The organism is Haloferula sargassicola (genome assembly GCF_040362925.1).
GTDB classification, from domain to species: domain Bacteria; phylum Verrucomicrobiota; class Verrucomicrobiia; order Verrucomicrobiales; family Akkermansiaceae; genus Haloferula; species Haloferula sargassicola.
The window spans coordinates 92,825-114,382 of sequence record NZ_BAABRI010000006.1 but is presented as its reverse complement, the minus strand read 5'-3'; the positions used below and the strand labels follow the sequence as shown (position 1 = coordinate 114,382).

The following is a 21,558-nucleotide window of genomic DNA, read 5'->3' as shown; positions in this document are numbered from 1 at the left end:
CGGGCGGCGTGTGGCTTTTCCTGTCGGTGGCCCGTTTGCTGACGAACCTGCGGACCTCCGCGGAGTTTTTTTTGGTGCCGCATCCCTAGGTCCTCCTTAGTTTCGGCGCATGCTGATCGGTGCCTTGTCTCCGACCCTCCCCGTGCTTCTCGATCTGGAAGCGGGGTCGGAGGAGGAGGCGATCCGGTCGGTGGCCGGACTGCTGGCAGATCACCCCCACGTGCTCGAGCCCGAGCGCTTCGTGGAGGCGGTGCTCGAGCGCCAGCGGCTGCAGCCGCCCCTGCTCGGCGCCGGCGTGGCCCTGCCGCATGCGCGCTGCGATTCCGTCCGCGAGATCGTCATGGCCGCCGGCCGACTGCGCGATCCGGTGCGTTTCGGGGATACTCCGGTGAAGCTCATCTTCGTGATCGGCGTGCCGCGGCACTGCGTCGCCGACTACCTCGCGATGACCTCGGCGCTGGCCCGCCGGCTGCGCGATGTCCGCCGCCGCGAGGCCTTGCTGGAGGCCGGCGACGTGGAGGCCTTCCGCTGCGAACTGAGCATGCCATGAGCCCGCCGCGGAAAAGCGACGCCGCCCTCGGCACCCCGGCGCGCCGCCTGGTGAAGCTGCGCATCTGGCTCTCCGAAAGGCTTCGTCTCAGCGAATTCCACGTGACCGTGTTGTGGGCGGGGCTGATCGGGCTCGCCGGCGCCTGGACCTGCGCGGGTTTCAAGGAGGTCACCGAATACCTGCACCACATTTTCACCGGCCACGAGGGCGGCTACATCGAGAGCTACCGCGCCATGCCTTCTTGGCGACGGCTGCTGGCTCCGGCCCTCGGGGGCGTCTTCGCCGGGGCCACGCTGATGCTTCACCGCCGGCTGAAGACCGCGAAATCATCGGCCGACTACATGGAAGCGGTGGTGGTCGGCGAGGGCAACCTGTCGGCGAGGGCGAGTTTCGTGAAATCCCTGTCCGCCCTGTTTTCGAGCGCCTCGGGAGCCTCGATCGGCCGCGAAGGCCCGCTGGTCCAGCTGGCGTCGGTCGTTTCCTCGCTGATCGGACGGCTCTTCCACATGCCGATGGCCCGCAAGCGCCTGCTGGTCGCCGCCGGCGCCGCGGCCGGGGTGGCCAGCGCCTACAACGCCCCGGTCGCCGGCGCGTTCTTCGTGGCCGAGATCGTGCTCGGCTCGATGGCCGTCGAGTCGCTGGCCCCGCTGGTCGTGTCATCGATCGTCGCCACGCTGGCGACGCGCAACATCTACGGCGGCGAGGCGCTCTACTCGGCGCCATTCTTCGAGCTGCGGTCGAACGCGGAGCTTCTCTGCTACCTCTCGCTCGGGCTTTTCAGCGGGCTGATCGCGCCGGCCTACATCCGGCTCCTGAAGTCGGGCGAGTGGGTGTTTTCCCTGCTGAAACTCCCGCTGCCCCTGCGCCTCGGGCTCGGCGGGCTGATCGTCGGCGGGCTGGCGATCGTCCATCCGGAGGTGGTCGGAAACGGCCGCACGCTCGTGTTTTCCGTGCTGCACGGGCCGGTCCCGTGGGCGGTGCTGGCGGCGATCCTCGCCTGCAAGCTGCTGGCCACCACCGCCACCTTCGGCTCCGGCGCGGTGGGTGGGGTGTTCACGCCCACCTTGTTCACCGGCGCGGCGACCGGTTATCTGTTCGGAGTCGGCATGGCGGCCTGTTTCCCGCAGGCGGACTTCGACCCGCGCTCGTTCGCGCTGGTCGGCATGGGGGCCTTCCTGGCCGCGGCCACCGGCGCGCCGGTGATGGCGATCATCATGCTGTTCGAGCTGACCCTCAGCGACCAGGTCATCCTGCCGGCCATGATTTCCAGCGTGCTGGCCTACCTGCTGGCCCGCGCGATCGGGGGTCGGCCGCTCTACAGCGCGGCGCTCGAGCGCAAGGGCGCGGCCGCGGTGGCGCAGCACCTCGCCGCCATGCGGGTCGATGGCCTGATGAGCGGTGACGCGGCCGTCCTTTCCCCGACGGCCACCTTCGGCGAGGTCGGGCGGGCGTTTCTCCAGAACCGCCACGGCTCGATCTACGTGGTGGAAAACGAGCGCTTTCTCGGCGTGATTTCGCTGAACGACATCAAGGCCTACCTCGACCAGCCCGAGCTGGAGAGCCTGCTGATCGCGCGCGACGTGATGCACGAGGACCCGCCGCAGCTCCACCCCGGGCAGGGCATGAACGAGGCGCTCGACCTCTTCAGCCGGGCGGAACGGGAGCGTCTGCCGGTCACCGCGCCGGATGGCCGCTACCTCGGATCGGTGACCCGCGCGGACGTGCTGCTGTTCCTCGCCGGCACGCCGCGGCAGGTGGAGAAGCGGGGAAACTGACGCCCACCCCGCCGTTGCCGGGCCCGGAAATCTCGTCTACATAGCCTCACCGATGAGTTTGTCCGCGCCGTTGAGCTATTGCCCCGACCTGCTGAGTTATGCGCGCCGCCGCACCCGCGAGGTGTGGGTCGGAAAAGTCGGCATCGGCGGCGATCATCCGATCCGCATCCAGTCGATGATCACCTCCGACACGCGCGACACGCCGGCCTGCGTGGCGGAGATCCTGCAGCTCGCCGAGGCCGGCTGCGAGATCGTCCGCGTGACCGCGCAAACGAAGGTCTACGCCGCCAACCTCGAAAACATCGCCCGCGAAGTCCGCGCCGCCGGCTGCGAGGTGCCGCTGGTGGCGGACATCCATTTCAAACCCGATGCCGCCCTGGAGGCCGCGAAGTGGGTCGAAAAGGTCCGCGTCAACCCCGGCAACTACGCCGACAAGAAGAAGTTCGAGGTCCGCGAATACAGCGACGACCAATATGAGGAGGAGCTGGAGCGGATCCGCGAGCAATTTTCGCCGCTGGTCGCGCTCTGCAAGGACCTCGGCCGCGCGATGCGCATCGGCACCAACCACGGCTCGCTCTCCGACCGCATCATGAACCGCTACGGCGACACGCCGCTGGGCATGGTCGAGAGCGCGCTGGAGTTCGCGCGCATCGCCCGCGAGATGGATTACCACAATTTCGTGTTCTCGATGAAAGCCTCGAACCCGAAGGTCATGATCGAAGCCTACCGCCTGCTGGTCGCCCGGCTCGACCAGGAAGGCACGGACTGGAACTACCCGATCCACCTCGGCGTCACCGAGGCCGGCGATGGCGAGGACGGCCGCATCAAGAGCGCCATCGGCATCGGCTCGCTGCTGGCCGACGGCATCGGCGACACCATCCGCGTCTCCCTCACGGAGGACGCCGTCCACGAGATCCCCGTCGCCGAGGCCCTCGCCCGGCCGTTCAATCTCAAGGGTAGCTGCCCCGGCCCGGGGCAGGCCGTGGAGGCCGCGGCCCGCGGCCGGTCCATCGAAGAGGACGCCACGGCCTACGACGGGTTCGCGGCGGGCCGCCGCAACCACGGCCTGCCCCGGGCCGGGTCAGCCACTCCCGACCTCGCCCCTTCCTACGACCCCTTCTCCTACGAACGCCGTAGTTCGGAGGTGATGGAAATCATGGGCCACGAGCTGGGCGGGGATCGGGAGATCCGCGTTTTCACCTCGCAGGAAAAGTGGAACGCCGTCGCCCACAAGATCGAGAAGATGGGCGACTTCAAGCCGGAGATCGTGCTGGAGAAGTCCGGCGTGGTCGCCGTGGACCCACGCGACGAGGCGGCCATCCACGACATCAACACCGCCGCGGAATCGAAGCTGGTCACGGTGGCCGACGGGCTCGACCTCGAACCCATCCACGCCTTCCGCATGCTCGCCTTCCGGCTGGATGCGCGGCACCCGATCCTGCTCAAGGACACGCTGAAGCCCGCCGCGGAGAGCGCCGACTTCGTCGAAACCCTGCTGGTCGCCGCGCGCCACCTCGGCTCGTTGATCTGCGATGGCATCGGCGACGCGGTGCTGATCCAGGGCGAACCCGCGCCGGGCCAGTCACTACGTCTCTCGTACAACATCCTCCAGGCCTCCGGGGCCCGCATTTTCAAGACCGACTACGTGGCCTGCCCGAGCTGCGGCCGGACGCTCTTCAACCTCCAGACGACGACCCAGAAGATCCGCGCGGCCACCGGCCACCTCAAGGGCGTGCGCATCGCGGTGATGGGCTGCATCGTCAACGGTCCCGGCGAGATGGCCGATGCCGACTTCGGCTACGTCGGCGGCGCGCCGGGGAAGATCAACCTCTACGTCGGCAAGCAGGCGGTGAAGTTCAACATTCCCGAAGACGAGGCGGTCGAGCGACTGATCGACCTGATCCGCGAGCACGGAAAATGGATCGACGCCCCGGCGGGCGAACCGGTGGAAGTCTGACGATGGCGGCAACCGAGACAGTGACGAAGCCGGAGGTGTCGCTCGACCTTCCGTGGAACGTGGTGGTGCACGACGATCCGGTGAACCTGATGGACTACGTGACCTGGGTGTTCATGAAGGTGTTTTCCTACCCGAAGGCCCGCGCGGAAATCCTGATGTTGGAGGTCCACCAAAGCGGTCGCTCGATCGTGTGGACCGGCCAACGCGAGCGGGCGGAGCTGTACACCCACCAGCTTCAGGGCTTCCAGCTCAGGACCACCATGGAAAAGGCGGCGGAATGAAGGCCGCACCGACCCTTGATGGCCGCTTGCGGATCGACGTCGAAAGCGAGGCGGACGCGCTGGTGCTGATGTCGGTGATCGCCGATGCCCGCCAGCAGCCCGAGGCGCTGGCCGAGGACGTGGGCGGGCTGATGCCGGAGGAAGCGCGCGAGGATTGGGACGAGTTCGTCCTTCCCGAGCTGCGCGATCGTTTCAGCGACCAACTTGACCGCGTCGCCAACGCCGTGAGGACGCTCGGCGAGGGCGACTCACTGTTCATCGCCGGAGACGAGGCGGAGGCATGGTTCGGTGCCCTCAACCAGGCGCGGCTCGCCTTGGAGGCCCGCTATCATTTCACCCGGGACCAAGACGCCGATGCGGGCGCCGAAGTCCGGAGCGCCCGCATCCGCTCGCATTTCTACCAGGTCGTCCAGGGCCTGATCCTCGACTGCCTCATGCTGAAATGAGACCCCGCAGCGCCTCGACCACGCGATCGACCTGCAGGTCGTTCTGGCAGCGGAGGTCCATCGGGCACTTGGCGGCGAAGCAGGGCGAGCATTCCGCCTTGCGGCGGATCACGAGGTGCTGCTGTCCGAGCGGGCGGTGGAGCACCGGCTCACCCGGCCCGTAGAGGACCGCGCAGGTCGCGCCGAAGGCCGCCGCCACATGGGGCCAGGGCGAGTCCGCCGCCACCATCACATGGCACCCGGCCAGGGTCGCCGGGATCTGCTCCTCCGGAACCACGGGGAGGCCCTGCGTTTCCGCCCACGCGGACACCCGGCTGTCGGGGGCGAGAATCTGGAACCATGGCTTCAGGTCGGCCAGCTCCGCGACCAGCTCCGACCAGCGCTCGAGCGGCCATTCGAAGTGCGATCCGAACGGGCTGGCGGGCGACAGGACGACCGTTTCCAACTCCCCCTCCGGGCGCGGGATGGGCTCGAAAAACCGCCGGTCCAGCGGGTCGGCCCCGAGTTCCGCGGCAATGCGGAGGTAGCGTCGCACGGCGTGCTCCATCGGCCCGGGCTTCGGGGCCTGCGGAATCGGGTGCGTGAGGTGCTTGGCCAGCTCGGGCGAAGCGGGACCGATGGTCTTGGTGATGCCGGCCTTCAGGGTGGCGTCGGCCAGCAGGCCGGCCTCCCACAGGAGAATCTCGGACGCGCCGGTGAGGGCGGCCATGGCGGCCTTCTTGTCGGCCTTGCGACCGATGGGACGGACCTCGCCGAGGTCGGCCGCGCGCCAGAAGTAGGCCTGCGTTTCATGGCAAACCAAGGTGACCATGCGCTTGTCGGCGATGGCCCGGACGGCGGGCAGGGAAAAACAGGCCTCCCTGACGCAGAGCGGTGCGGCGATCCACAGCGGGTGATCGTAGGGTTGGCTCAGCATGGTTTCGAGGCATCGACATCAATCCACGCCGGCAGCGGGAAACGGCCGGGCTGATGGAAATCCGGCTCGCCGCCGCCCAGATCCGCCACCGTCAGGTAGCGATGGCGCGGCGGATCGAGCACGAAGGTGAGGTTCATGGGGCTGGTGGCTCCGAAAGACAGCGTTTCCCGCAGGAAATCCAAGGGAAGCCGGATGGCAGCCAGCCACGACGATTCATCGGGCCGGGCGGCGAAAGCCTCCACGCCGGCGCCGGCCGGCCACGACTCGGCGGCGCGCACGCGGGGAGCGTCGAAGAGGCAGCCCCACCAGGCCCCCTGGGGCGCAAGGTTGATTTCCAGGTAGCGCGACCGGTCCGGGCTGGCGACAAACAGCTCGGCCGCCTCATGCTCCCAAAGCCCCTCATGGTAAGCGAGCGGCGCGGCTTCCGGGTGCCCCACGCCGGCGGCATGACGGGTGGCGATCATCCACAGACTCGCCGGGTCCACGACGACACACCATCCGGCGGCGGGCTCCACCGCCCTGCCATGCCAATCGCGGTCGATCCCGAACACGGGCACGTCCAGTTCGCCCCAGCGGAGGCTTTGTCGGGTCTCGAGGATCTGCACGGGCCCAGCGTCCATCAGTGGCGGGCGGCTGTCCAGAACCGGGGGGCGGCCCGCAAAAGTTCAAAATTTTTTGTTAGGAACGATTCCATCATTGAATTTCAGGGCTCCTCGGGCTACTCCGCGGTTGAAACCAATGGCTCGCCGCAAGTCCGCCTATCTGGGGACGATCGAATACATCGGTCCCCGCCCGAAGAAAGCCCCGAAACGGCCGAATTTCCTGGTCGGCTGGGTGATTCTTCTCATCGCGGCGAGCGGCATCTACTTCATCGGCAAACCGCTGATGCTTCCGATCGTCAAGGCGCAGGAAACGGTGGCTTCCACGGAAAACACCTCGCTGGCCATCGCCGAGCTGGAATCCGCCGGCGACTTCGGCTCCCGGCTCGGAGCCGCCGCCTTGGCGCGGACCCAGGAAAGCGTCCAATACGAGGATGGCTACTTTCAGATTTCCTATCCGAATGGCGACATCCCGCCGGACAAGGGCAAGGCGGAGGACGTGATCGTCCGCTCCTACCGCGCCCTCGGAATCGACCTCCAGCAGCTCGTCCACGAGGACATGGAGGACCATTTCTCCGACTACCCGCAGATTTTCGGCCGCCGCTCGGCGGACACGAACATCGACCACCGCATGACGGCCAACCTGCAGCGGTTCTTCCGCCGCGCCGACGCCGAACGGACGGTCATGAACCCCCTGGGTGAGCCGGTTCCCAGCCACAACTCCGCCGACTATCAGCCGGGCGACATCGTGGCCTGGCGCCTGGCGGGGGGCGACAGCCATATCGGCATCGTGGTCCCCGGGCCCGGAGCCGCGAATGGAGAGCGGTGGGTGGTCCACAACATGGGTCAGGGTCCCCAATGGGAGAACTGCCTGTTCAACTTCAAGGTGACGGGCCACTACCGTTTCCAGCCCGACAAGACCGAGGTCCGCTAAATCCGGACCCGTCCGAAGCCCGGGCCTGGTCCGCACGGATCGGCCTTTCGATGGATGACCCTCGCGTCATTGCCCGATGCACCCTATCTCGGGGCATGTTAGCAGGGGTATTTTGCACCTGATCTTGTCGGGCCTAGGATCATATCAGGTTCGCTTTCAGTCGTTCATCAAGAAAAGCAAACCATTTGAAAGTTGAGCTCCGAACTCGCGATTGGAGAACCACCCATCCTTTCTGCTCATGATCAGCGGCCGCTACATCCCCGACTACTATCATCTGCGGGCCTTCCTGGCCCTGATGAGCGAGCGGAGGATGGGGCTTGCCGCCAACCGGTTGAAAACCAGCCAGGCCAATCTCCGCCGGATGATCGGGCATCTCGAAAGCTGGTCGGGCGCTCCGCTCTGCCGGACCAATGAGGCCGGTGAGTTCGTGGCCACCGCCATTGGGGAAGTGGTGGTGACCGGATGCGGCCCTCTATTGGAGGCCTGCCGCGCTTTCCACCAGAAGCTCGACCGGATTCATCGGCGCGGCCGGCTGCTGCGCGTGGGGGTGGAGGAAAGCCTGTTCCGCAGCCGGCTTTTTGCCCGGATCCTGGTTCAGCTGCGGTCCGATGACCGCTTCCGGCCGGCACCCGTGAGCCTTCCCGCCCATGTCGGGGCCAGCGCGCTGGAGAGTGGAGCGGCGGACCTGTTCATCGCCACCTCCCAGGGCAAGGGGCGCCGCATCATCACCCGCACGGTCCGGAAATGCCCGCTGGTCGTGCTATCGGCGGAAAAGCGGGTCTCCGATCCGGGGTGGGCGGAGCTGAGCAGCTCGGGCTGGAAGATTTCCCCGGCCATTTCCTCCTCCACGGAAAGCAAGCTGACCGCCGCCTGCCGCGCCGCCGGTGGCAGCGGAGGCGGACGGCTCAATCCCGCGGCCTTCGCCGCATGGCGCACGCGCGGGGAGGCGACCGGTTATTGCATCATGGCCGATGACGAGGCCGACTGCTCGGAATTCAAAGGCTCCATCCACCCATGCCCCGAGTCGCTGGCCTCGGAAGTCACGGTCACGCACCTCGTCAATCATCCCTATCCCTTTCTCGAGGAAGTGACCGGGAAACTGGTTTCAACCCTCGGCAAACTCCCCCAGCCCATCCCTCATGGACCTTGAAGGTCTCTCCACTTTCGTCCTCCTCGCAGAACACGGATCCGGTGCCCAGGTCGCGAAGCTCCAAGGCCTGAGCCAGGCCGCCGTGTCGCAGCGCATCGCGCGGGTCGAAGCCGCCTACGGAGTGCGCCTTTTCATCCGCTGTGGGGATGGGATGACCCTTACCGACGAGGCGCAGCACCTCCTGCCGGACGCCCGCGCGATCCTCCAGCAGGTCGTGGAGCTGGGCATCTCGGTCACCCGCGAACTCCGCAACGACCGCGGTTTCACCAGGATCCTGATCGACCGCTCGATGCGTGGCGACCGGATGGCGCGGCGCCTTGCCGGCATCCCGAACTTCGAGGTGGCGCGGGTGGAGCCTCATACCCAGTGGGAAAATTCGCTGGCGGCCGGAGAGGTCGATCTGGCCCTCCACGCCACCTGCACTGAGAAGACCTCCCTGCCGGGTCTGTGCCGGTTCGAGCTCAGGACGGAGGCGGGTGTGACCTTCGCGTGGAATCCGGAATGCGAGTGGATCGATCCCAAGGCGGGAATCGCCGAAATCTTCAAGGAAACGCTGGTCATCCCGTCCGAGCGGCTCGTCCCGGGCTTCCGGCGCCTCATGAACCTCATCTGCGACCGCTCACCCAGCAGTGAAAACCTCGTGACCGTCGAAGTGGAATCGGAAATCGATGCCCGCGAGGCCTGCATCAACGGCGTCGGCGTCCTGTTTTTCCCCGGCAATGCGATCCAGCGACTGCGCCTCGACCTCGAGTCCGTGGTCACCCGGATGGCGATGGAGTTCGTCCTGCCCCGCGCCTACGCCTTGAACCTCTATGTCCGGGAAAGCGAGGACCGCCCCCAGATCCTCAAGGTGGTGGGCGAGTTCGTGAACCGGGGAAAAGACAAGCCTTCCCAAGGAGGGGACACTCCGCCAGTTGGTTAAGCTCCCATAAACAATCGGACTACTTAACGTCTGTTCGGGAAGCCGGTCCTTCGACAGGATGGCGCCGCCATGGAACAGCCCGACTGCGTACTCGTTCCGGATCATGTCAGCACTTCTCGCGACCGCGGGAGGATGACCCGGAAGCCGAGGCGAGGCAGCGAAGTGTGAATTGGTTTTTATTGTGTGTGGACTTCCCCACCAACGGGGAGGGGGGCGGATCCCGGGACGGATCCGCCCCTACCATGTACGGGCCGGAGGTCCCCGGGCTTTACTCCGGGCGGTGATTTTCCCATCGTCCCGCCCCTTTCGCCGCCAACGACTTCCCGCGCCCATGACCGCCGCCGAGATCCGCCAGTCCTTCCTCGATTTCTTCCGTGAAAAACAGCACACCATCGTGCCCTCCGCCTCGCTGCTTCCGCAGTCGCCCGGCCTGCTTTTCACCAACGCGGGGATGAACCAGTTCGTGCCCTATTTCCTCGGCACCGACAAGGCACCCTACTCGCCGCCGCGTGCGGCCGACACGCAGAAGTGCATCCGGGCGGGCGGAAAGCACAACGACCTCGAGGATGTCGGCTACGACACCTACCACCACACGATGTTCGAGATGCTGGGGAACTGGTCGTTCGGCGACTACTTCAAGAAAGAGGCGATCAAGTGGGCCTGGGAACTGGTCGTCGAGCGCTGGGGCGTGCCCGCCAACCGCCTCTACGCGACCGTTTACGCACCGGACAAGGCGAAGGGCGATCCCGGTGAATTCGACCAGGAAGCCTGGGACCTGTGGGCCGCCTTGTTCCGCGGCAAGGGCCTCGACCCGCGCGTCCACATCGTCGATGGCAACGTGAAGGACAACTTCTGGATGATGGGCGAGACCGGCCCGTGCGGTCCGTGCTCCGAACTCCACGTCGATCTCACGCCGGAGGGCGACACCCACGGCGAGCTGGTCAACGGCGACTCCGACCTCTGCATCGAGATCTGGAACCTCGTCTTCATCCAGTACAACGCCGAGGCCGACGGCTCGTTCCGCGACCTGCCCGCCAAGCACATCGACACCGGCATGGGCTTCGAGCGCGCCTGCTCGCTGATCCAGAACACCAAGGGCTTCACCGACTTTTCCAACAAGCCGAGCAACTACGCGACCGACGTCTTCACGCCGATCTTCCGCAAGCTCGAGGAGCTGAGCGGCTGCAAGTATGTCGATATCTATCCCTCGCCCGGCGCCGACCGCTCCGCGTTTTCCGAGGAAATGAAGACGGCGATCGCCTTCCGCGTGATCGCCGACCACCTGCGGACGCTGTCGTTTTCCATCGCCGATGGCATCCTGCCGGGAAACAACGGCCGCAACTACGTCCTGCGCCGTATTTTGCGCCGCGCGGTCCGCTACGGCCGCCAGCTCGGGTTCTCCGGAGAAAAGCCGTTCTTCGCCGAGCTGGTGCCGGCGCTCGTCGGGCAGATGGGCGGCGTGTTCCCCGAGTTGAAGGAGCGGGAGGCCGCCGTACGGGTGACGCTCGAACGCGAGGAAGCGAGCTTCAACGAGACGCTCGACCGCGGGCTGAAGCGCTTCGAGGACGCGCTGCCCGAAGTGAAGGACCACACGCTTTCCGGCGAGGTCTCCTTCGAACTTTACGACACCTTCGGCTTCCCGATCGACCTCACCGAGCTGCTCTGCGCCGACCGCGGCATCAAGGTGAACATGCAGCGCTTCGAGGAGCTGATGGAGCAGCAGCGCGAGCGCGCCCGTGCCGCGCAGAAGAGCTCGGTGGTCCGCGCGCTCGATATCTCGACGGAGGCCGTCACCGAGTTCGTCGGTTTCGAGTCAGATAGCTGCGAGGCCACTGTGCTCGAAGTCCACGAACAAGATGACTCTTGGCTCGTGATCACCGACACGACCCCTTTCTACGCCGAGATGGGTGGACAGGTGGGAGATTCAGGTTGGATGAAATTCTACGGCGAGAGTCCTCCCACCCAAGGGATCGTTAATGTTGGCAGGGCGCGAGGCTTCTTGTTGATGAAGGACAATTACACCTTCATGGAGGAGGGTGACGAGTTCCCTAAAGGCATGCACAGCCTTGTTGGACTTAAGGTTGGGCTAGAGGTCGATTCTTCTCGCCGGCGTCAAATCGAGGCCCACCACACCGCCACGCACCTGCTTCACTGGGCGCTGCACGAGGTCGTCTCGGCCGAGGCGCAGCAGCAGGGATCGTCGGTCGATGAATCTCGCCTGCGCTTCGACTTCAACAGCGCCCCGGTCACGCCCGGGCAGATCGAGGCGATGGAGGAAAAGGTCAACGCCTGCATTGCCGCCGACGAGTCCGTTTCCTGGAGCGAGGTCCCACACGCCGAGGTGAAGGAGCGCAAGGACGTGATGCAGTTCTTCGGCGACAAGTACGGAGATACGGTGCGCGTCGTACAAATCGGCGGCAGCCCGCAGGGGCTCGACGGCTACTCGATGGAACTCTGCGGCGGCACCCACGTCCGCAGGACCGGCGAGATCGGCCTTTTCAAGATCAAGAGCGAGGGCGCGATCGCTTCGGGCGTGCGCCGGATCGAGGCGGTCTGCGGCGAGAGCGCGTGGGAACACCTGCGCGAGACCGTCCGGCAGCTCGACGAGGAGTCGGACGCGCTGCACGCCAAGCTCGCCGCCGCCAATGCCCGGCTGTCCGAGCTGGGCGAGGAACCGATCGGCGCCGGCGACCCGCCGCGCATCATGCTGGCGATGCTCACGGAGAAGGGCGACGTCACCCAGATCAACCACACGCTCAACATGGTCCGCGGCAAGCTCGACGAACTGCGCGAGGCCGGGATCGAGGCCGAGAAAAAGGTCAAGAAGCTGCAAGCTTCCGCTGCGGCGAAACAGGCCGATGCCGCGCTGGCGCTGCTGATCGAAAAAGGTGGCCCGATCGTGACCTCGATCGAGTCCGACGCCTCGCTGCTTCAGGAGCTGCTCAACGGGCTGAAGAAAAAGCAGTTCGCCGAGGCCGCGTTCCTCATCGTCGACGATGGCGACAAGCTCCACCTCGGCAGCTACTGCGGGGATTCGGCGCTCGGCCGCGGCCTCAAGGCCGGCGACCTGCTGCGCGAGCTGGCGGCGCTGGCCGGCGGCAAGGGCGGCGGCAAGCCGGACATGGCGCGCGGTGCCGCCCCGGAGCGCGGCAAGCTCACCGAGCTGGAGGAAGCCGCGAAAGCCCGGCTCGGCTGAGCCCATCGATCATTCCACCGACGCGCCGTCCGGCGAGAGGACGGCGCGGAGCTCGGCTTCCCATTCGCGCACCTTGCTGTGGGTCACGTTTTCCTCGAGGTGCTCGACGAGCGCCACGACCGCCTTCTTTTGGTCGCCGGCGGTGAAGAGATCCATCTCCTTCCTCCACTCGAGGTCGGGCTTCGTCTCGCGCAGGAACTCCGAGCGCTGGGGCAGGTTGCCCTTTTCCGCCATCTCCTCGAGGTGCTTGTCGTGCCCCTGGTCATCGCCGGTCCAGAAGCCCGCGATGACCTCCTCGAAATGGATCCGCCGGTCCCACGCCTGGCGCAGGCCGGCGTAGTCCTTCGCGGCACGGTAGTAGGGGAAAATCGCTTCCTCGAAGGTCTCGGCGATCTTGATCTCGCGGTCGTCCTTCGTAATCGGTGAGGCGGGCCAGTCCTTCAGGCGGTCGCCTTGGATGCCATACGCCTTGGCGAACACCGTGTCGTGCATCGGCGTGGCCAGGAAGCTGGTGAAGCGCGCCAGCTTTTCCGGCTCGCGGAAGATGCCTTCCAGACACTCGAGCGCCTCCGGAGCCAGTTTTCGAGCCTGGGCCGGCTGGGAGGAGGCTTTCAGACAAAGCATGAGCCAGCGAACCTGATGACGGGCCGCGGTGCCGAACTCGTCCGCGTCGACCCACTGCTTGTTGCCCCGCCGCCAGTCGCGGAAGTCGTTCGAGCTGCGCTTGAGGTCCAGGAAATCGACCTGCTCCTTGCACTTGAGGAAAAGCTCGGCCGCCGCCTTGTCGCTGCCCATGGCTTTCTTCAAGGCCCCGGCCGCATCGCCGAGGCGGGTGCTCGCTTTCTTGCCGGCGTCCTCCTTGAAACTGTCCAGCCGCTCCAGCACCTGCTGCCGGTCGGCCTCGGTCAGGGGCTCGGCACGGAGAAGGGGCGAGGTGAGGACGGCGAGGACGAGGAGCTGGGTTTTCACGGGCATCTGCATGGCACATCTACGCCCCGGTGCAACCGCGCTTTCAGGGCGTATCAGGCGGAAACCCCCGCCGGCTGGAAAAGTCCCGTCGCGATGACCCGGCGCGTCGCGGTGGCGATCGCCTCCGCTTCGCCGGCGTCGTGGACCCAGCACGACTCCAGCCCGGCAAATCTCGCGGCTTCATGCAAAACCCGCCCGCTAGGGTCCGACGGATCGCTCCACACCACCAGCCCGCCCGCCGCGCGGCCCAGCGAGACCGCGCGCTTCTCGCGCTCGACCAGCGCCGGATCGCGGGTGTCCAGCACGACCGTCGAGCTGTCCGGATGCCTCCGTTTCACCGCCGCGGCCACGGTTTTCAAGCGCTCCGAACCGAGGTGCGACTGGCAGACGATGCCGAAGCGCGGGGAAAACGGCAGCCGCATCGCCTCGTCCACGTCCGCGATGATCGTCAGGCCTTCCCCGGCCAGTGCCCGGCATTCCGCATCGTCGCCATGGCCCACCAGAATCACCCGCCGGTGCTCCAGCAGCATCAGCCGGATCATCGCCCGCGTGCGTCGGATCGCCGGCAGCGTCAGGTCGAGGAGCTCGTGCCCGGTGGCGATGAGGTCGCGCCTCCGGCTCTCGGCGATGCCGGTCAGGGGAACGGCCACCTCACGCGTGGGCACCACACCCTCCGCGACCTCGAGCGCCCCGTGGCGGCGGGCCCGGTCCACGAGCGTGCGGTCGGGTGCCGGATCGCCCGCAAGCGTCACCGGCCCCCGCTCGAGACGCGCGAGCAGCCGCCCGATCGCATCCCGCACCTCCTGGCTCATCCCGGACACCGCCGCCGTATCCCCATGCAATGGCAACCCAACCGACAAATCTCCTGACTTTGCTCCACAAAGTTTCATGGCAAAAAACAACCGGAATCGTTCCGGAGTGAGGGAGCTTTGCAAAACAAAGTTAGATCTGGCAAGCGGATTGTTTCCGACTTCAGGATCGCGGCACGGAGAGGCGTGCGAGGACGGCCCGGTGGTCGGAGCTGCGCCCTTCGCTGCGGCATTCCACCGCGGGCATCCGCCGGTCCGACCAGATCTGGTCCAGAGTCAGCAGCGGGATCATCCATGGCCAGCTTTCGCGGAAACCGGCATGGGCGCCGGTGTTGGCGCACTGGAAGCGGTCCCCCGTGGCCCGCCCGAGCAGGCGGCTTTCGATCGGCGTGTTGAAGTCGCCCATGACGAGCGTGGGCCGGTCGCGCGCCGCCTCGTGGAAAATGCCATCGAGCGAAGGTTTTCTCGAAAGCCAGGGCTGGGAGTGGATATCGACGGCGATGACGTCCAGCTCCGCCCCGCTGCGGAGCCTCACGGGCACGCGGCTGCACCGGAATCGGTCGTGGACTCCGAAGTTTTTCGTTTCACCCAGGCGGCCGCGGACGCCCAGCAGGATGCCGGTATCGAGCCGCCGCCAGGTGAGGCCGGGCGTGGCTTGGCGGAAGAGGTTCCAGACGGCCGACAAGTCGCCGGCCTCGGTGATGACGACCACGTCGGCCGGGAATTTCCACCACTCCGGATGGCCGGCGAGCTGCCGCCCGGCGTTCCAGGTCATGGCTTGGAAAACCGGGCGTCCGGGATCAACCGGAGTGCCGGCGAAATTGAAGGACTGGGTGCAGCCCCACAGCCCGAAGCCCAGCGCCGGCAGGGCTCCCAGCCGCCACCTTCCCTTCAGCACGGGCAGCAAGCTTCCTCCCACCAACCCGAGCACCAGCCACGGCAGGGCGTAGGAAACGATGGCCGTGGGCAGGGTGAGATCCCCCACGAGGTGGCAGGCCAGCGCCACCCAGCTGCCCGCCGCGGCGAGGCGGGCGAGGGCTTGCCAGCGGAGCTTCATTTCCCGAGGTCGAGGATTTGCTCGAGCACCGCGAGGTAGTCCTCGAAGGCCGTGCGGCCGGGCCGGGTCAGCGAGTAAAGCGTCTGCGGACGGCCGTCGCCGGTGAGCTTTTCCGAGTCGACAAAGCCCGCCGCGGCCAGCGTGCGCAGGTGCGTGATCAGGTTACCGTCGCTCATTTCCAGCTCGGTCTTCAACTCCTGGAACGACCACGGCCCGGAGCGCGAGGCGAGCAGCGTCATGATCGACAGCCGCCCCTTCTCGTGGATCGTTTTGTCGAGCTTGGAAAAGTCGATCATTCGGCGGCCGGTTCGCGTCGGGACGTTGTGACGATGGCTGCCCCGTAGGCCAGATGGAAGCCTCCGAAGGTGGCCGCCATCAAGCCGGAGGGGCCGAGCTTTGCCAACAGCGGCGTCCCGGCCTGGAAGAAGGTCATCGAAGCAAAGGCGGCGATGCCGGTGACCACGAAGGCGATCCCCAGCCAGGCCATCGACTTCGGCGCGAACTCGCGGATCGCCAGCAGGGCCAGGCCGTAGTGCAGGATCCACAGCGAGCCGGCCAGGAACTCGGCATCCTTGAGCCCGTATTTCAGGAACAGCAGCCCGAGAAAGCCCCCGGCGATCAGCGACGGCAAGGCGCCGCGCAGCGCCACCTTGAGGCCGTGGTTCCACATGGTGCGCTTGGCCGTGCGGGCGGTGCGGAAAAACTGCCAGGTTCCGAAGGCCAGCACCACCACCAGCCCGATCAGCCACACCGAGCCCCACTGCCAGCGGTGTTTCCCATCCGAAAGCCAGCCGGCGGCCAACGAAGCCGCCCCACCCATCAGCGCCGCCTCGCCGGACAGGGCGCGGAAAATCGTCGCCCTTTCCATCATCGTGCGGATCGCCCGCAATTGCTCGGCCGCTTCCTCGTGGGTGGTCATGGCGGTGACTTTGTTTAGCAAAGTAGCGACTAGCAAGGAGCAAGTCACGAGGGCAGGGCAGGCCGCGGCCCGCCGCACGCGCCGCCCTCAGACCAGCCCGTCCTTGCGGGCCTGCTTCCAGTAGGCGTATTCCGAGCGGTTGAAATCGATGTACTCGGGCGAGAAGTCGCTACTGTACATATCGTACTCGGCGCTGCCCTGATTGAGGTGGACCTCGATCTCGAATTCCGGCTTGGCGGCGATGTCGCGCAGCCGGTCCATCGGCGTTTCCGCCTGCAGGCCGCCGGCGCAGGCGGGCACGCCATCGTAGAGGATGTCGATCAGCTCCTCGCGGATCGCGGCGCGGGAGTAGCCCACCGCGTGCAGCACGCGCCCCCAGTTCGGATCGCCGCCATTCCACGAGGCCTTGACCAGGGCGGACTTGCAGACGGCCTCGGCGACTTTTTTGGCATCGAGGTAGGTGCGCGCCCCGCGGACCTTGACGTGGACGAACTTGGTCACCCGCTCGCCGTCGCGGACCACTGCCTTGGCCAGCTCGAGCATCAGCCATTTCAGGGCCTTGCGAAACTGCCGGCAGCGCGGTCCGTTTCGCCGCAGGCGGCGGATCCCGGAGGCCCCGTTCGCCAGCACCAGCACGGTGTCGTTGGTGCTGGTGTCGCCGTCGATGGTGATGCGGTTGAAGCTTTCCTCGACCGCCTCGAGCACCGCGCGGTTGAGGTCATCCTTGGAAAGGGCGACGTCGGTGGTGATGAAGCACAGCATGGTGGCCATGCTCGGGCAGATCATGCCGGCCCCCTTCACGCAGCCGCCGAGACGCACGCGGGTGTCCCCGAGGTCGAAGGAAATCGCCAGCTCCTTGGGCCGCGTGTCGCTGGTCATGATGGCGCGTGCCACCTCGCCACCTCTGCCCCGGCCCAGGCCGTCCACCAGCTCGCCGAACTTCGGGTCGATGCGCATCATCGGCATCGGCAGGCCGATCACGCCGGTCGAGCACACCCCCACCTCGGTGCGCTTGAGCCCGAGCGGCCTGGCCACGCCATCGGCCATCGCGCGGGCGTCGGTGATGCCCTGGATGCCGGTGCAGGCGTTGGCGTTGCCGGAGTTCGCCACGATCGCCTGCAGGTTGCCGCGGCGGACGTGGGCCTGCGTCATTTTCACCGGCGCGGCCTTCACCCGGTTGGTGGTGAAGGTTCCGGCGGAGACGCAGGGATGCTCGGAACGGATCAGCGCCAGATCTAGCCGCTCCACCGCCGGATTCTTGATGCCACAAGCGATCGCCGAAGTGGTGAAGCCTTTCGCCGCGCCGACGCCGCCTTTGATCCGGGTGATGGGAAAGTCCATGGGTGAAGGCGTCCACACTGAGCAGAATCTCAAACGGATTGCAACCCGGCGGTGGGGTCGAGGCCCGCCATCAGGTTGAACGACTGGATCGCCTGGCCCCCCGCCCCTTTGCCAAGGTTGTCCTCGGCGCTCATCAGGATCACCCGGCCGGTCCGCGGGTCGTGGGTCCAGCCGATGTCGATGAAGTTGGTGCCGCTCACGCGCTTGGTGTCGGCTGGCCTGCCCTTGCCCAGCAGCCGCACGAAGAACTCGCCCGCGTACGCCCTTTCCAAGGCCGCCCCGATCGCCTCCGGATCCACCCCGTCCGCCAAAGTGGCCGTGGTGGTGGTGACGATGCCCGCATTGACCGGGATCAGGTGCGGGATGAAGGAAATGACCACCTTTTCCCCAGCGGCGATCGTCAGCTCCTGCTCGATCTCCGAGAGGTGGCGGTGCTTCGGCACGCCGTAGGCTCGGGCGCTCTCGTTGCACTCGCAGAAAAGCAGGGAAAGGTCCGCCTTGCGGCCCGCGCCGCTGACGCCGCTCATCGAGTTGGCGACGATCGTCGCGGGGACGATCAGTTTTTCCCGCAACAGAGGCAATAGGGGCAGCAAGATGCTCGTCGGGTAGCATCCCGGCGAGGCGATCAGGCGGGCGGCCTTGATGTCGTCGGCCCGCACTTCGGGCAGCCCGTAGACGGCTTCCGCCAGCAGGTCCGGAGCCGGATGGGCGTGATCGTAAAACTCCTCGTAGACCCCGGCATCGTGGATCCGGAAATCCGCGCTCAGGTCGATGACCCGCAGTCCGAGATCGAGCAGCGCCCGCCCGATTTCCGCCGCCACGCCGTGGGGCAGCGCGAGGAAAGCGAAGGTGGCGCCGGTGGCGGCGATGGCCTGAGGATCCGGCTGGATGAAGGCCAGCTCGGCGCCGGGAATGCCGGCGAAGCGCGGATACACCTCGGCCAGCGTGCGGCCCTCCTCCTGCCGCGAGGTGGCGGCGGTGAGCTCCACATGGGGGTGGAGCAACAGGCGGCGGACGAGTTCCTGTCCGGTGTAGCCGCTGGCTCCGACGATCGCTGCCTTCACGCGTTCCATGGGCCCCGGCATCGCAGGATTTTCAGGGCTTGCCAAGGGGGATGTGCCCTGATTGATTGCCCGCCCGTTCGCGGAAAGTGACGGGCTGTGGCGCAGTCTGGTAGCGCACCTGCATGGGGTGCAGGGGGTCGTGGGTTCGAATCCCGCCAGCCCGACCATCCGTTCCTTCGGGTGAATCTTTTTGGTCCGGGGCAGAACATCTGTGAAATCCCGATCAAGCCCGAAGGAGGCCGAAAAAGCCCGAAAACGGGGGCTTTGAGGAGGGGTGGGGGCTGCTTGGACGGGGAACCGGCATCTGTGAAGAAACCTCTTCCGGACCGGCCTGTTGGCAGAGAAATGTGAAATTTGAGGGGGCCTTGGAGAGGCTGTGCAGGTGGCCTGCACGGATCGTTCCGGGATGCTGCAGGGCGGTCATCGTGCTTCCGAGTGGGCCTTGGCGCGTTTCTTCGCTGTCCAGAGCAGACGAAGGAGTGCAGGACGTGGCAGGGTCCGCCAATCGGATGAGCCGAAGGCGTCGGTGGCGATCTCGTTGAGGTAGGTGTCGGGCAGTCCCAGCTCGTCGATGCGGAAGATGATGCGGCGGCGAGAGACGGCGTCCTCATCCTCGATCTTGCCCGGGCCGAGGATCAGAACGGCGGCCTTACGGTGCTCACCCAGGACCTTTGTAAATTGGCGGTCGGTGAGGTCTTTGCTCGATACCTTCCCCTCCGGCTTGCCCATCACGGTGCGGAGAATCGCCAGGCGCTCCTCCTCGATCTCCTCGGTGGAGAATCCCCCTAGCTCACGGTAGGCCTTGGCGACGGGAGCCCAGGAGGCGCGGTAGCGTTTGATCTGTTCGAAGGAGAGGGCCATGGCGATCGGTGGGGTTGATGGTGGGGGGAGGCTGGAGTAGAGACGGAAATGCAGCTGCCCGATGAACTCAGTCCGGTGAAAGTGGGTGTGACGTGGCTGGTGAAGGCTACGGTCGATGGGCTGCCGGATTGGGTGAGCTTGGAGTGGAACGGTGAGGTGGTTGAGCTGTCCGTGCCGGTTGAGCTTTACCCAGGGGAAAATCCCGGAGTGCCGGTTCACCGTGTGCGGCTGACGCAGGAAGAGGTCGATTCGCTGCTCTTCGTGGCAGAACGAGATCGGCCGTATTTGGTCCTTCCGAAAGGACGTTTCGTGCGGCGGGAGGATCGGAACCTTGACCGAGCGTGAATCATGAAAGGAGCGGTTTGTCGGTGCCCCGGAGGGCGTTGTGGATGCTGGTTTTGCGGCCAGCGCGGTAGCCTTCCCGGGTGGCGGCTTCGGAGAGCTTTCGCGGGGTCTTGCGACCGATCTCTTTCAGCGACCCGCCTTTGCCGACGATGACGTCGACGATGTAGGCGTCATGCGAGATGGTTAGACCGGGCTGGTGGAAAACGGGCGGCATGGCGCGGTCGATGGCGGTGGCGAATCCGTGCAGGAATGATTCGCGATCACGGAGCCGGCGGTTGGTCCGGTGGCGCCAGGCGGCGCGCATGGTGCGGACCAGGAAGACGTAGCAGTAAACGGCGAGCTGGCACTGAGACTCGACGCCGACGAAGTGGATGACGGGCTTCGGGCCGCCTTTTTCGAAGACAGTGGAGACGCCGAAATGGCGCTTCACGAGGCGGGAGGCAAGGCGGTGCGGGAGGCCGGCCTGGCTGGGCTCAGTGACGTGGGTCACCCCGCCCCGCTCGGGGTCATCGGTGGGGAGCTGCGAGAGATCGATGCCGTGCTCGGCGGCAAGCTTGAGGGCTTTGGCGAGCGCGTTGGCGGCCTCTGCCGGCGTGGCTGCGTGGCAGCGGCCGAGGCGGAGGAGCTTTTTGATTCGATCAATGATCGGTGAGGACATGAATCAAAGCAGTTTGGGAGTTTCTGTGCCAGTGCGGTCGGCTCCGTGGGTGCGGTTGTGGGACTCGCTGAATGGTCGACCGCAGTGCGGGCAGGACTGTCGCGGAGCCACGTAGGAACGCTCGCAAATGCAAAGGATGGATCCACGCTTGGGGGCAGGAAGCTTCTCCGCTTTGGCGGGCTTCTCGGGCTTGGGCTCGTGCCAGCGCTGGTTGGTTTCGAGGGTGATCTCGTTGTCCCGTTCGTGAGCATCCTCTATCGGGCGATAGTGGGACTTCCCCTCTGGCTCATGCTGCCACTCGCAGGGCTTGAGCTTCGCCAGGAGGGCGATCGCCTGGGTGGCGGCGCTGATCGAGTCAACGGCATAGTAGCGGTAGCCGAACTTGATAATGTGCTTGGTGCTTTTGGGCATGTCAGTGCGGGTCGGGGGTGAAGAAGATGCCTTGGCAACCGCGGGTGGGGATCGGCATCGAGAGAGCGATGGTGCCTGAGAGAAACCAGCCGAAGCGGCCGGGCGTGAAGTCGCCGAAAAGGTCGGGCGTGAGGCGGCCGGTCGGAATGCTCGCCTCGACCAGGGTAGTGGCGACCAGGGAGCCAAAAGGCAGGCGGTCGTCCCAGGCGCTTTGAGGAATGCCCAGGGCCTCTTCGGCCGCAGTGATTTCGTGCTGAGGAAGGGCGCTGATTCCTCGCCTGGTTTTGGCAGCGTGAATGCCGATCCGGCAACCGAGGATCGTCAAGGGGGCGGGCTTGCCTCGTGTTTCGATCGTCTTCGCTCCGCAGGCGACGAGCGATGCCCAGGGCTGCCAGAGG

At 66.3% G+C, this 21,558-nt stretch carries 23 protein-coding genes and 1 tRNA gene; 11 read left to right on the top strand and 13 right to left on the bottom strand.

Annotated features, from left to right (window positions below):
- Positions 1-109 precede the first annotated feature (109 nt).
- Genes ABXH26_RS06645 through ABXH26_RS06625 form a run of 5 tightly spaced genes read left to right on the top strand, consistent with a single transcriptional unit; the run spans position 110 to position 5,009 of the window.
- Complete coding sequence (locus ABXH26_RS06645; RefSeq protein WP_353566261.1) at positions 110-550, top strand: PTS sugar transporter subunit IIA; 441 nt, start codon at positions 110-112, stop codon at positions 548-550.
- Positions 547-2,325 carry a ClcB-like voltage-gated chloride channel protein gene (locus ABXH26_RS06640; RefSeq protein WP_353566260.1) on the top strand — a complete coding sequence of 593 codons (1,779 nt, stop codon included), beginning with the start codon at positions 547-549 and terminating at the stop codon, positions 2,323-2,325. Before ABXH26_RS06645 ends, ABXH26_RS06640 begins: the two co-directional genes overlap by 4 nt.
- Positions 2,326-2,377: 52 nt before the next feature.
- Positions 2,378-4,282, top strand: a complete 1,905-nt coding sequence (gene ispG / locus ABXH26_RS06635) for a (E)-4-hydroxy-3-methylbut-2-enyl-diphosphate synthase (RefSeq protein WP_353566259.1) — start codon at positions 2,378-2,380, stop codon at positions 4,280-4,282.
- A 2-nt stretch (positions 4,283-4,284) separates the two neighbouring features.
- Positions 4,285-4,563 (top strand): ATP-dependent Clp protease adapter ClpS, encoded by a 279-nt coding sequence (gene clpS / locus ABXH26_RS06630; RefSeq protein ID WP_353566258.1) that lies wholly within the window; start codon positions 4,285-4,287, stop codon positions 4,561-4,563.
- Positions 4,560-5,009: a DUF2017 family protein gene (locus tag ABXH26_RS06625; protein ID WP_353566257.1), complete on the top strand. Its 450-nt coding sequence runs from the start codon at positions 4,560-4,562 to the stop codon at positions 5,007-5,009. Before clpS ends, ABXH26_RS06625 begins: the two co-directional genes overlap by 4 nt.
- Here the strand turns inward: ABXH26_RS06625 and ABXH26_RS06620 are convergent.
- Complete coding sequence (locus ABXH26_RS06620; protein WP_353566256.1) at positions 4,996-5,925, bottom strand: glycosyltransferase family 9 protein; 930 nt, start codon at positions 5,923-5,925, stop codon at positions 4,996-4,998. The genes ABXH26_RS06625 and ABXH26_RS06620 overlap by 14 nt on opposite strands.
- The gene (locus ABXH26_RS06615) at positions 5,919-6,530 is read right to left on the bottom strand and encodes a DOMON domain-containing protein (protein ID WP_353566255.1); all 612 of its coding nucleotides are present in this window, start codon (positions 6,528-6,530) and stop codon (positions 5,919-5,921) included. The genes ABXH26_RS06620 and ABXH26_RS06615 overlap by 7 nt, the downstream gene beginning before the upstream one ends.
- 133 nt (positions 6,531-6,663) lie before the next feature.
- On the opposite strand from ABXH26_RS06615, the gene ABXH26_RS06610 reads away from it, so the two are divergent.
- The 4 genes from ABXH26_RS06610 to alaS all read left to right on the top strand — a co-directional run bounded on the left by ABXH26_RS06610 (position 6,664) and on the right by alaS (position 12,726).
- Positions 6,664-7,458 (top strand): DUF1287 domain-containing protein, encoded by a 795-nt coding sequence (locus ABXH26_RS06610; protein WP_353566254.1) that lies wholly within the window; start codon positions 6,664-6,666, stop codon positions 7,456-7,458.
- 238 nt (positions 7,459-7,696) lie between these two features.
- Positions 7,697-8,608: a LysR family transcriptional regulator gene (locus ABXH26_RS06605; RefSeq protein ID WP_353566253.1), complete on the top strand. Its 912-nt coding sequence runs from the start codon at positions 7,697-7,699 to the stop codon at positions 8,606-8,608.
- Positions 8,598-9,530, top strand: coding sequence for a LysR family transcriptional regulator (locus tag ABXH26_RS06600; protein ID WP_353566252.1), 933 nt, complete (start codon positions 8,598-8,600; stop codon positions 9,528-9,530). Before ABXH26_RS06605 ends, ABXH26_RS06600 begins: the two co-directional genes overlap by 11 nt.
- Positions 9,531-9,861: 331 nt before the next feature.
- Positions 9,862-12,726, top strand: coding sequence for an alanine--tRNA ligase (gene alaS, locus ABXH26_RS06595; protein WP_353566251.1), 2,865 nt, complete (start codon positions 9,862-9,864; stop codon positions 12,724-12,726).
- 9 nt (positions 12,727-12,735) lie between these two features.
- Here alaS and ABXH26_RS06590 read toward each other — a convergent pair whose 3' ends face one another.
- The 7 genes from ABXH26_RS06590 to argC form a co-directional block, all read right to left on the bottom strand.
- On the bottom strand, positions 12,736-13,695 hold the full coding sequence (locus tag ABXH26_RS06590) for a hypothetical protein (RefSeq protein WP_353566250.1): 960 nt from the start codon (positions 13,693-13,695) through the stop codon (positions 12,736-12,738).
- 53 nt (positions 13,696-13,748) lie between these two features.
- Positions 13,749-14,507, bottom strand: coding sequence for a hypothetical protein (locus ABXH26_RS06585; protein WP_353566344.1), 759 nt, complete (start codon positions 14,505-14,507; stop codon positions 13,749-13,751).
- Positions 14,508-14,667: 160 nt separating this feature from the next.
- Positions 14,668-15,561 (bottom strand): endonuclease/exonuclease/phosphatase family protein, encoded by an 894-nt coding sequence (locus ABXH26_RS06580; protein ID WP_353566249.1) that lies wholly within the window; start codon positions 15,559-15,561, stop codon positions 14,668-14,670.
- Positions 15,558-15,857 carry a transcriptional regulator gene (locus ABXH26_RS06575; RefSeq protein WP_353566248.1) on the bottom strand — a complete coding sequence of 100 codons (300 nt, stop codon included), beginning with the start codon at positions 15,855-15,857 and terminating at the stop codon, positions 15,558-15,560. Before ABXH26_RS06575 ends, ABXH26_RS06580 begins: the two co-directional genes overlap by 4 nt.
- Positions 15,854-16,480 carry a hypothetical protein gene (locus ABXH26_RS06570; protein ID WP_353566247.1) on the bottom strand — a complete coding sequence of 209 codons (627 nt, stop codon included), beginning with the start codon at positions 16,478-16,480 and terminating at the stop codon, positions 15,854-15,856. The genes ABXH26_RS06575 and ABXH26_RS06570 overlap by 4 nt, the downstream gene beginning before the upstream one ends.
- 87 nt (positions 16,481-16,567) lie before the next feature.
- A complete protein-coding gene (gene argJ / locus ABXH26_RS06565; RefSeq protein ID WP_353566246.1) occupies positions 16,568-17,821 on the bottom strand; it encodes a bifunctional glutamate N-acetyltransferase/amino-acid acetyltransferase ArgJ in 1,254 nt (417 codons plus the stop codon).
- A gap of 29 nt (positions 17,822-17,850) precedes the next feature.
- Complete coding sequence (gene argC / locus ABXH26_RS06560) at positions 17,851-18,894, bottom strand: N-acetyl-gamma-glutamyl-phosphate reductase (protein ID WP_353566245.1); 1,044 nt, start codon at positions 18,892-18,894, stop codon at positions 17,851-17,853.
- 81 nt (positions 18,895-18,975) lie between these two features.
- Here argC and ABXH26_RS06555 point away from each other — a divergent pair.
- A tRNA-Pro gene (locus tag ABXH26_RS06555) sits at positions 18,976-19,052 on the top strand.
- Positions 19,053-19,305: 253 nt separating this feature from the next.
- Here the strand turns inward: ABXH26_RS06555 and ABXH26_RS06550 are convergent.
- Positions 19,306-19,746, bottom strand: a complete 441-nt coding sequence (locus ABXH26_RS06550; protein ID WP_353566244.1) for a hypothetical protein — start codon at positions 19,744-19,746, stop codon at positions 19,306-19,308.
- A 48-nt stretch (positions 19,747-19,794) separates the two neighbouring features.
- Between ABXH26_RS06550 and ABXH26_RS06545 the strand changes: the two genes are divergently transcribed.
- Complete coding sequence (locus tag ABXH26_RS06545; RefSeq protein WP_353566243.1) at positions 19,795-20,091, top strand: hypothetical protein; 297 nt, start codon at positions 19,795-19,797, stop codon at positions 20,089-20,091.
- 1 nt (position 20,092) lies between these two features.
- Here the strand turns inward: ABXH26_RS06545 and ABXH26_RS06540 are convergent, their stop codons facing one another.
- The 3 genes from ABXH26_RS06540 to ABXH26_RS06530 are packed head-to-tail and all read right to left on the bottom strand — an operon-like array spanning position 20,093 to position 21,485.
- Complete coding sequence (locus tag ABXH26_RS06540; protein ID WP_353566242.1) at positions 20,093-20,749, bottom strand: DUF7168 domain-containing protein; 657 nt, start codon at positions 20,747-20,749, stop codon at positions 20,093-20,095.
- Positions 20,750-20,752: 3 nt separating this feature from the next.
- Entirely contained in the window at positions 20,753-21,160 is a 408-nt protein-coding gene (locus tag ABXH26_RS06535; RefSeq protein ID WP_353566241.1) for a hypothetical protein, read from the bottom strand.
- Between the two features lies 1 nt (position 21,161).
- Positions 21,162-21,485, bottom strand: a complete 324-nt coding sequence (locus ABXH26_RS06530) for a hypothetical protein (RefSeq protein ID WP_353566240.1) — start codon at positions 21,483-21,485, stop codon at positions 21,162-21,164.
- Positions 21,486-21,558 lie beyond the last annotated feature (73 nt).

Coding starts and splice junctions, on each gene's coding strand:
- ABXH26_RS06645 (WP_353566261.1), top strand. CDS start 110: ATGCTGATCGGTGCCTTGTCTCCGACCCTCCCCGTGCTTCTCGATCTG.
- ABXH26_RS06640 (WP_353566260.1), top strand. CDS start 547: ATGAGCCCGCCGCGGAAAAGCGACGCCGCCCTCGGCACCCCGGCGCGC.
- ispG (WP_353566259.1), top strand. CDS start 2,378: ATGAGTTTGTCCGCGCCGTTGAGCTATTGCCCCGACCTGCTGAGTTAT.
- clpS (WP_353566258.1), top strand. CDS start 4,285: ATGGCGGCAACCGAGACAGTGACGAAGCCGGAGGTGTCGCTCGACCTT.
- ABXH26_RS06625 (WP_353566257.1), top strand. CDS start 4,560: ATGAAGGCCGCACCGACCCTTGATGGCCGCTTGCGGATCGACGTCGAA.
- ABXH26_RS06620 (WP_353566256.1), bottom strand. CDS start 5,925: ATGCTGAGCCAACCCTACGATCACCCGCTGTGGATCGCCGCACCGCTC.
- ABXH26_RS06610 (WP_353566254.1), top strand. CDS start 6,664: ATGGCTCGCCGCAAGTCCGCCTATCTGGGGACGATCGAATACATCGGT.
- ABXH26_RS06605 (WP_353566253.1), top strand. CDS start 7,697: ATGATCAGCGGCCGCTACATCCCCGACTACTATCATCTGCGGGCCTTC.
- ABXH26_RS06600 (WP_353566252.1), top strand. CDS start 8,598: ATGGACCTTGAAGGTCTCTCCACTTTCGTCCTCCTCGCAGAACACGGA.
- alaS (WP_353566251.1), top strand. CDS start 9,862: ATGACCGCCGCCGAGATCCGCCAGTCCTTCCTCGATTTCTTCCGTGAA.
- ABXH26_RS06585 (WP_353566344.1), bottom strand. CDS start 14,507: ATGAGCCAGGAGGTGCGGGATGCGATCGGGCGGCTGCTCGCGCGTCTC.
- ABXH26_RS06580 (WP_353566249.1), bottom strand. CDS start 15,561: ATGAAGCTCCGCTGGCAAGCCCTCGCCCGCCTCGCCGCGGCGGGCAGC.
- ABXH26_RS06575 (WP_353566248.1), bottom strand. CDS start 15,857: ATGATCGACTTTTCCAAGCTCGACAAAACGATCCACGAGAAGGGGCGG.
- ABXH26_RS06570 (WP_353566247.1), bottom strand. CDS start 16,480: ATGACCACCCACGAGGAAGCGGCCGAGCAATTGCGGGCGATCCGCACG.
- argJ (WP_353566246.1), bottom strand. CDS start 17,821: ATGGACTTTCCCATCACCCGGATCAAAGGCGGCGTCGGCGCGGCGAAA.
- argC (WP_353566245.1), bottom strand. CDS start 18,894: ATGGAACGCGTGAAGGCAGCGATCGTCGGAGCCAGCGGCTACACCGGA.
- ABXH26_RS06550 (WP_353566244.1), bottom strand. CDS start 19,746: ATGGCCCTCTCCTTCGAACAGATCAAACGCTACCGCGCCTCCTGGGCT.
- ABXH26_RS06545 (WP_353566243.1), top strand. CDS start 19,795: ATGCAGCTGCCCGATGAACTCAGTCCGGTGAAAGTGGGTGTGACGTGG.
- ABXH26_RS06540 (WP_353566242.1), bottom strand. CDS start 20,749: ATGTCCTCACCGATCATTGATCGAATCAAAAAGCTCCTCCGCCTCGGC.
- ABXH26_RS06535 (WP_353566241.1), bottom strand. CDS start 21,160: ATGCCCAAAAGCACCAAGCACATTATCAAGTTCGGCTACCGCTACTAT.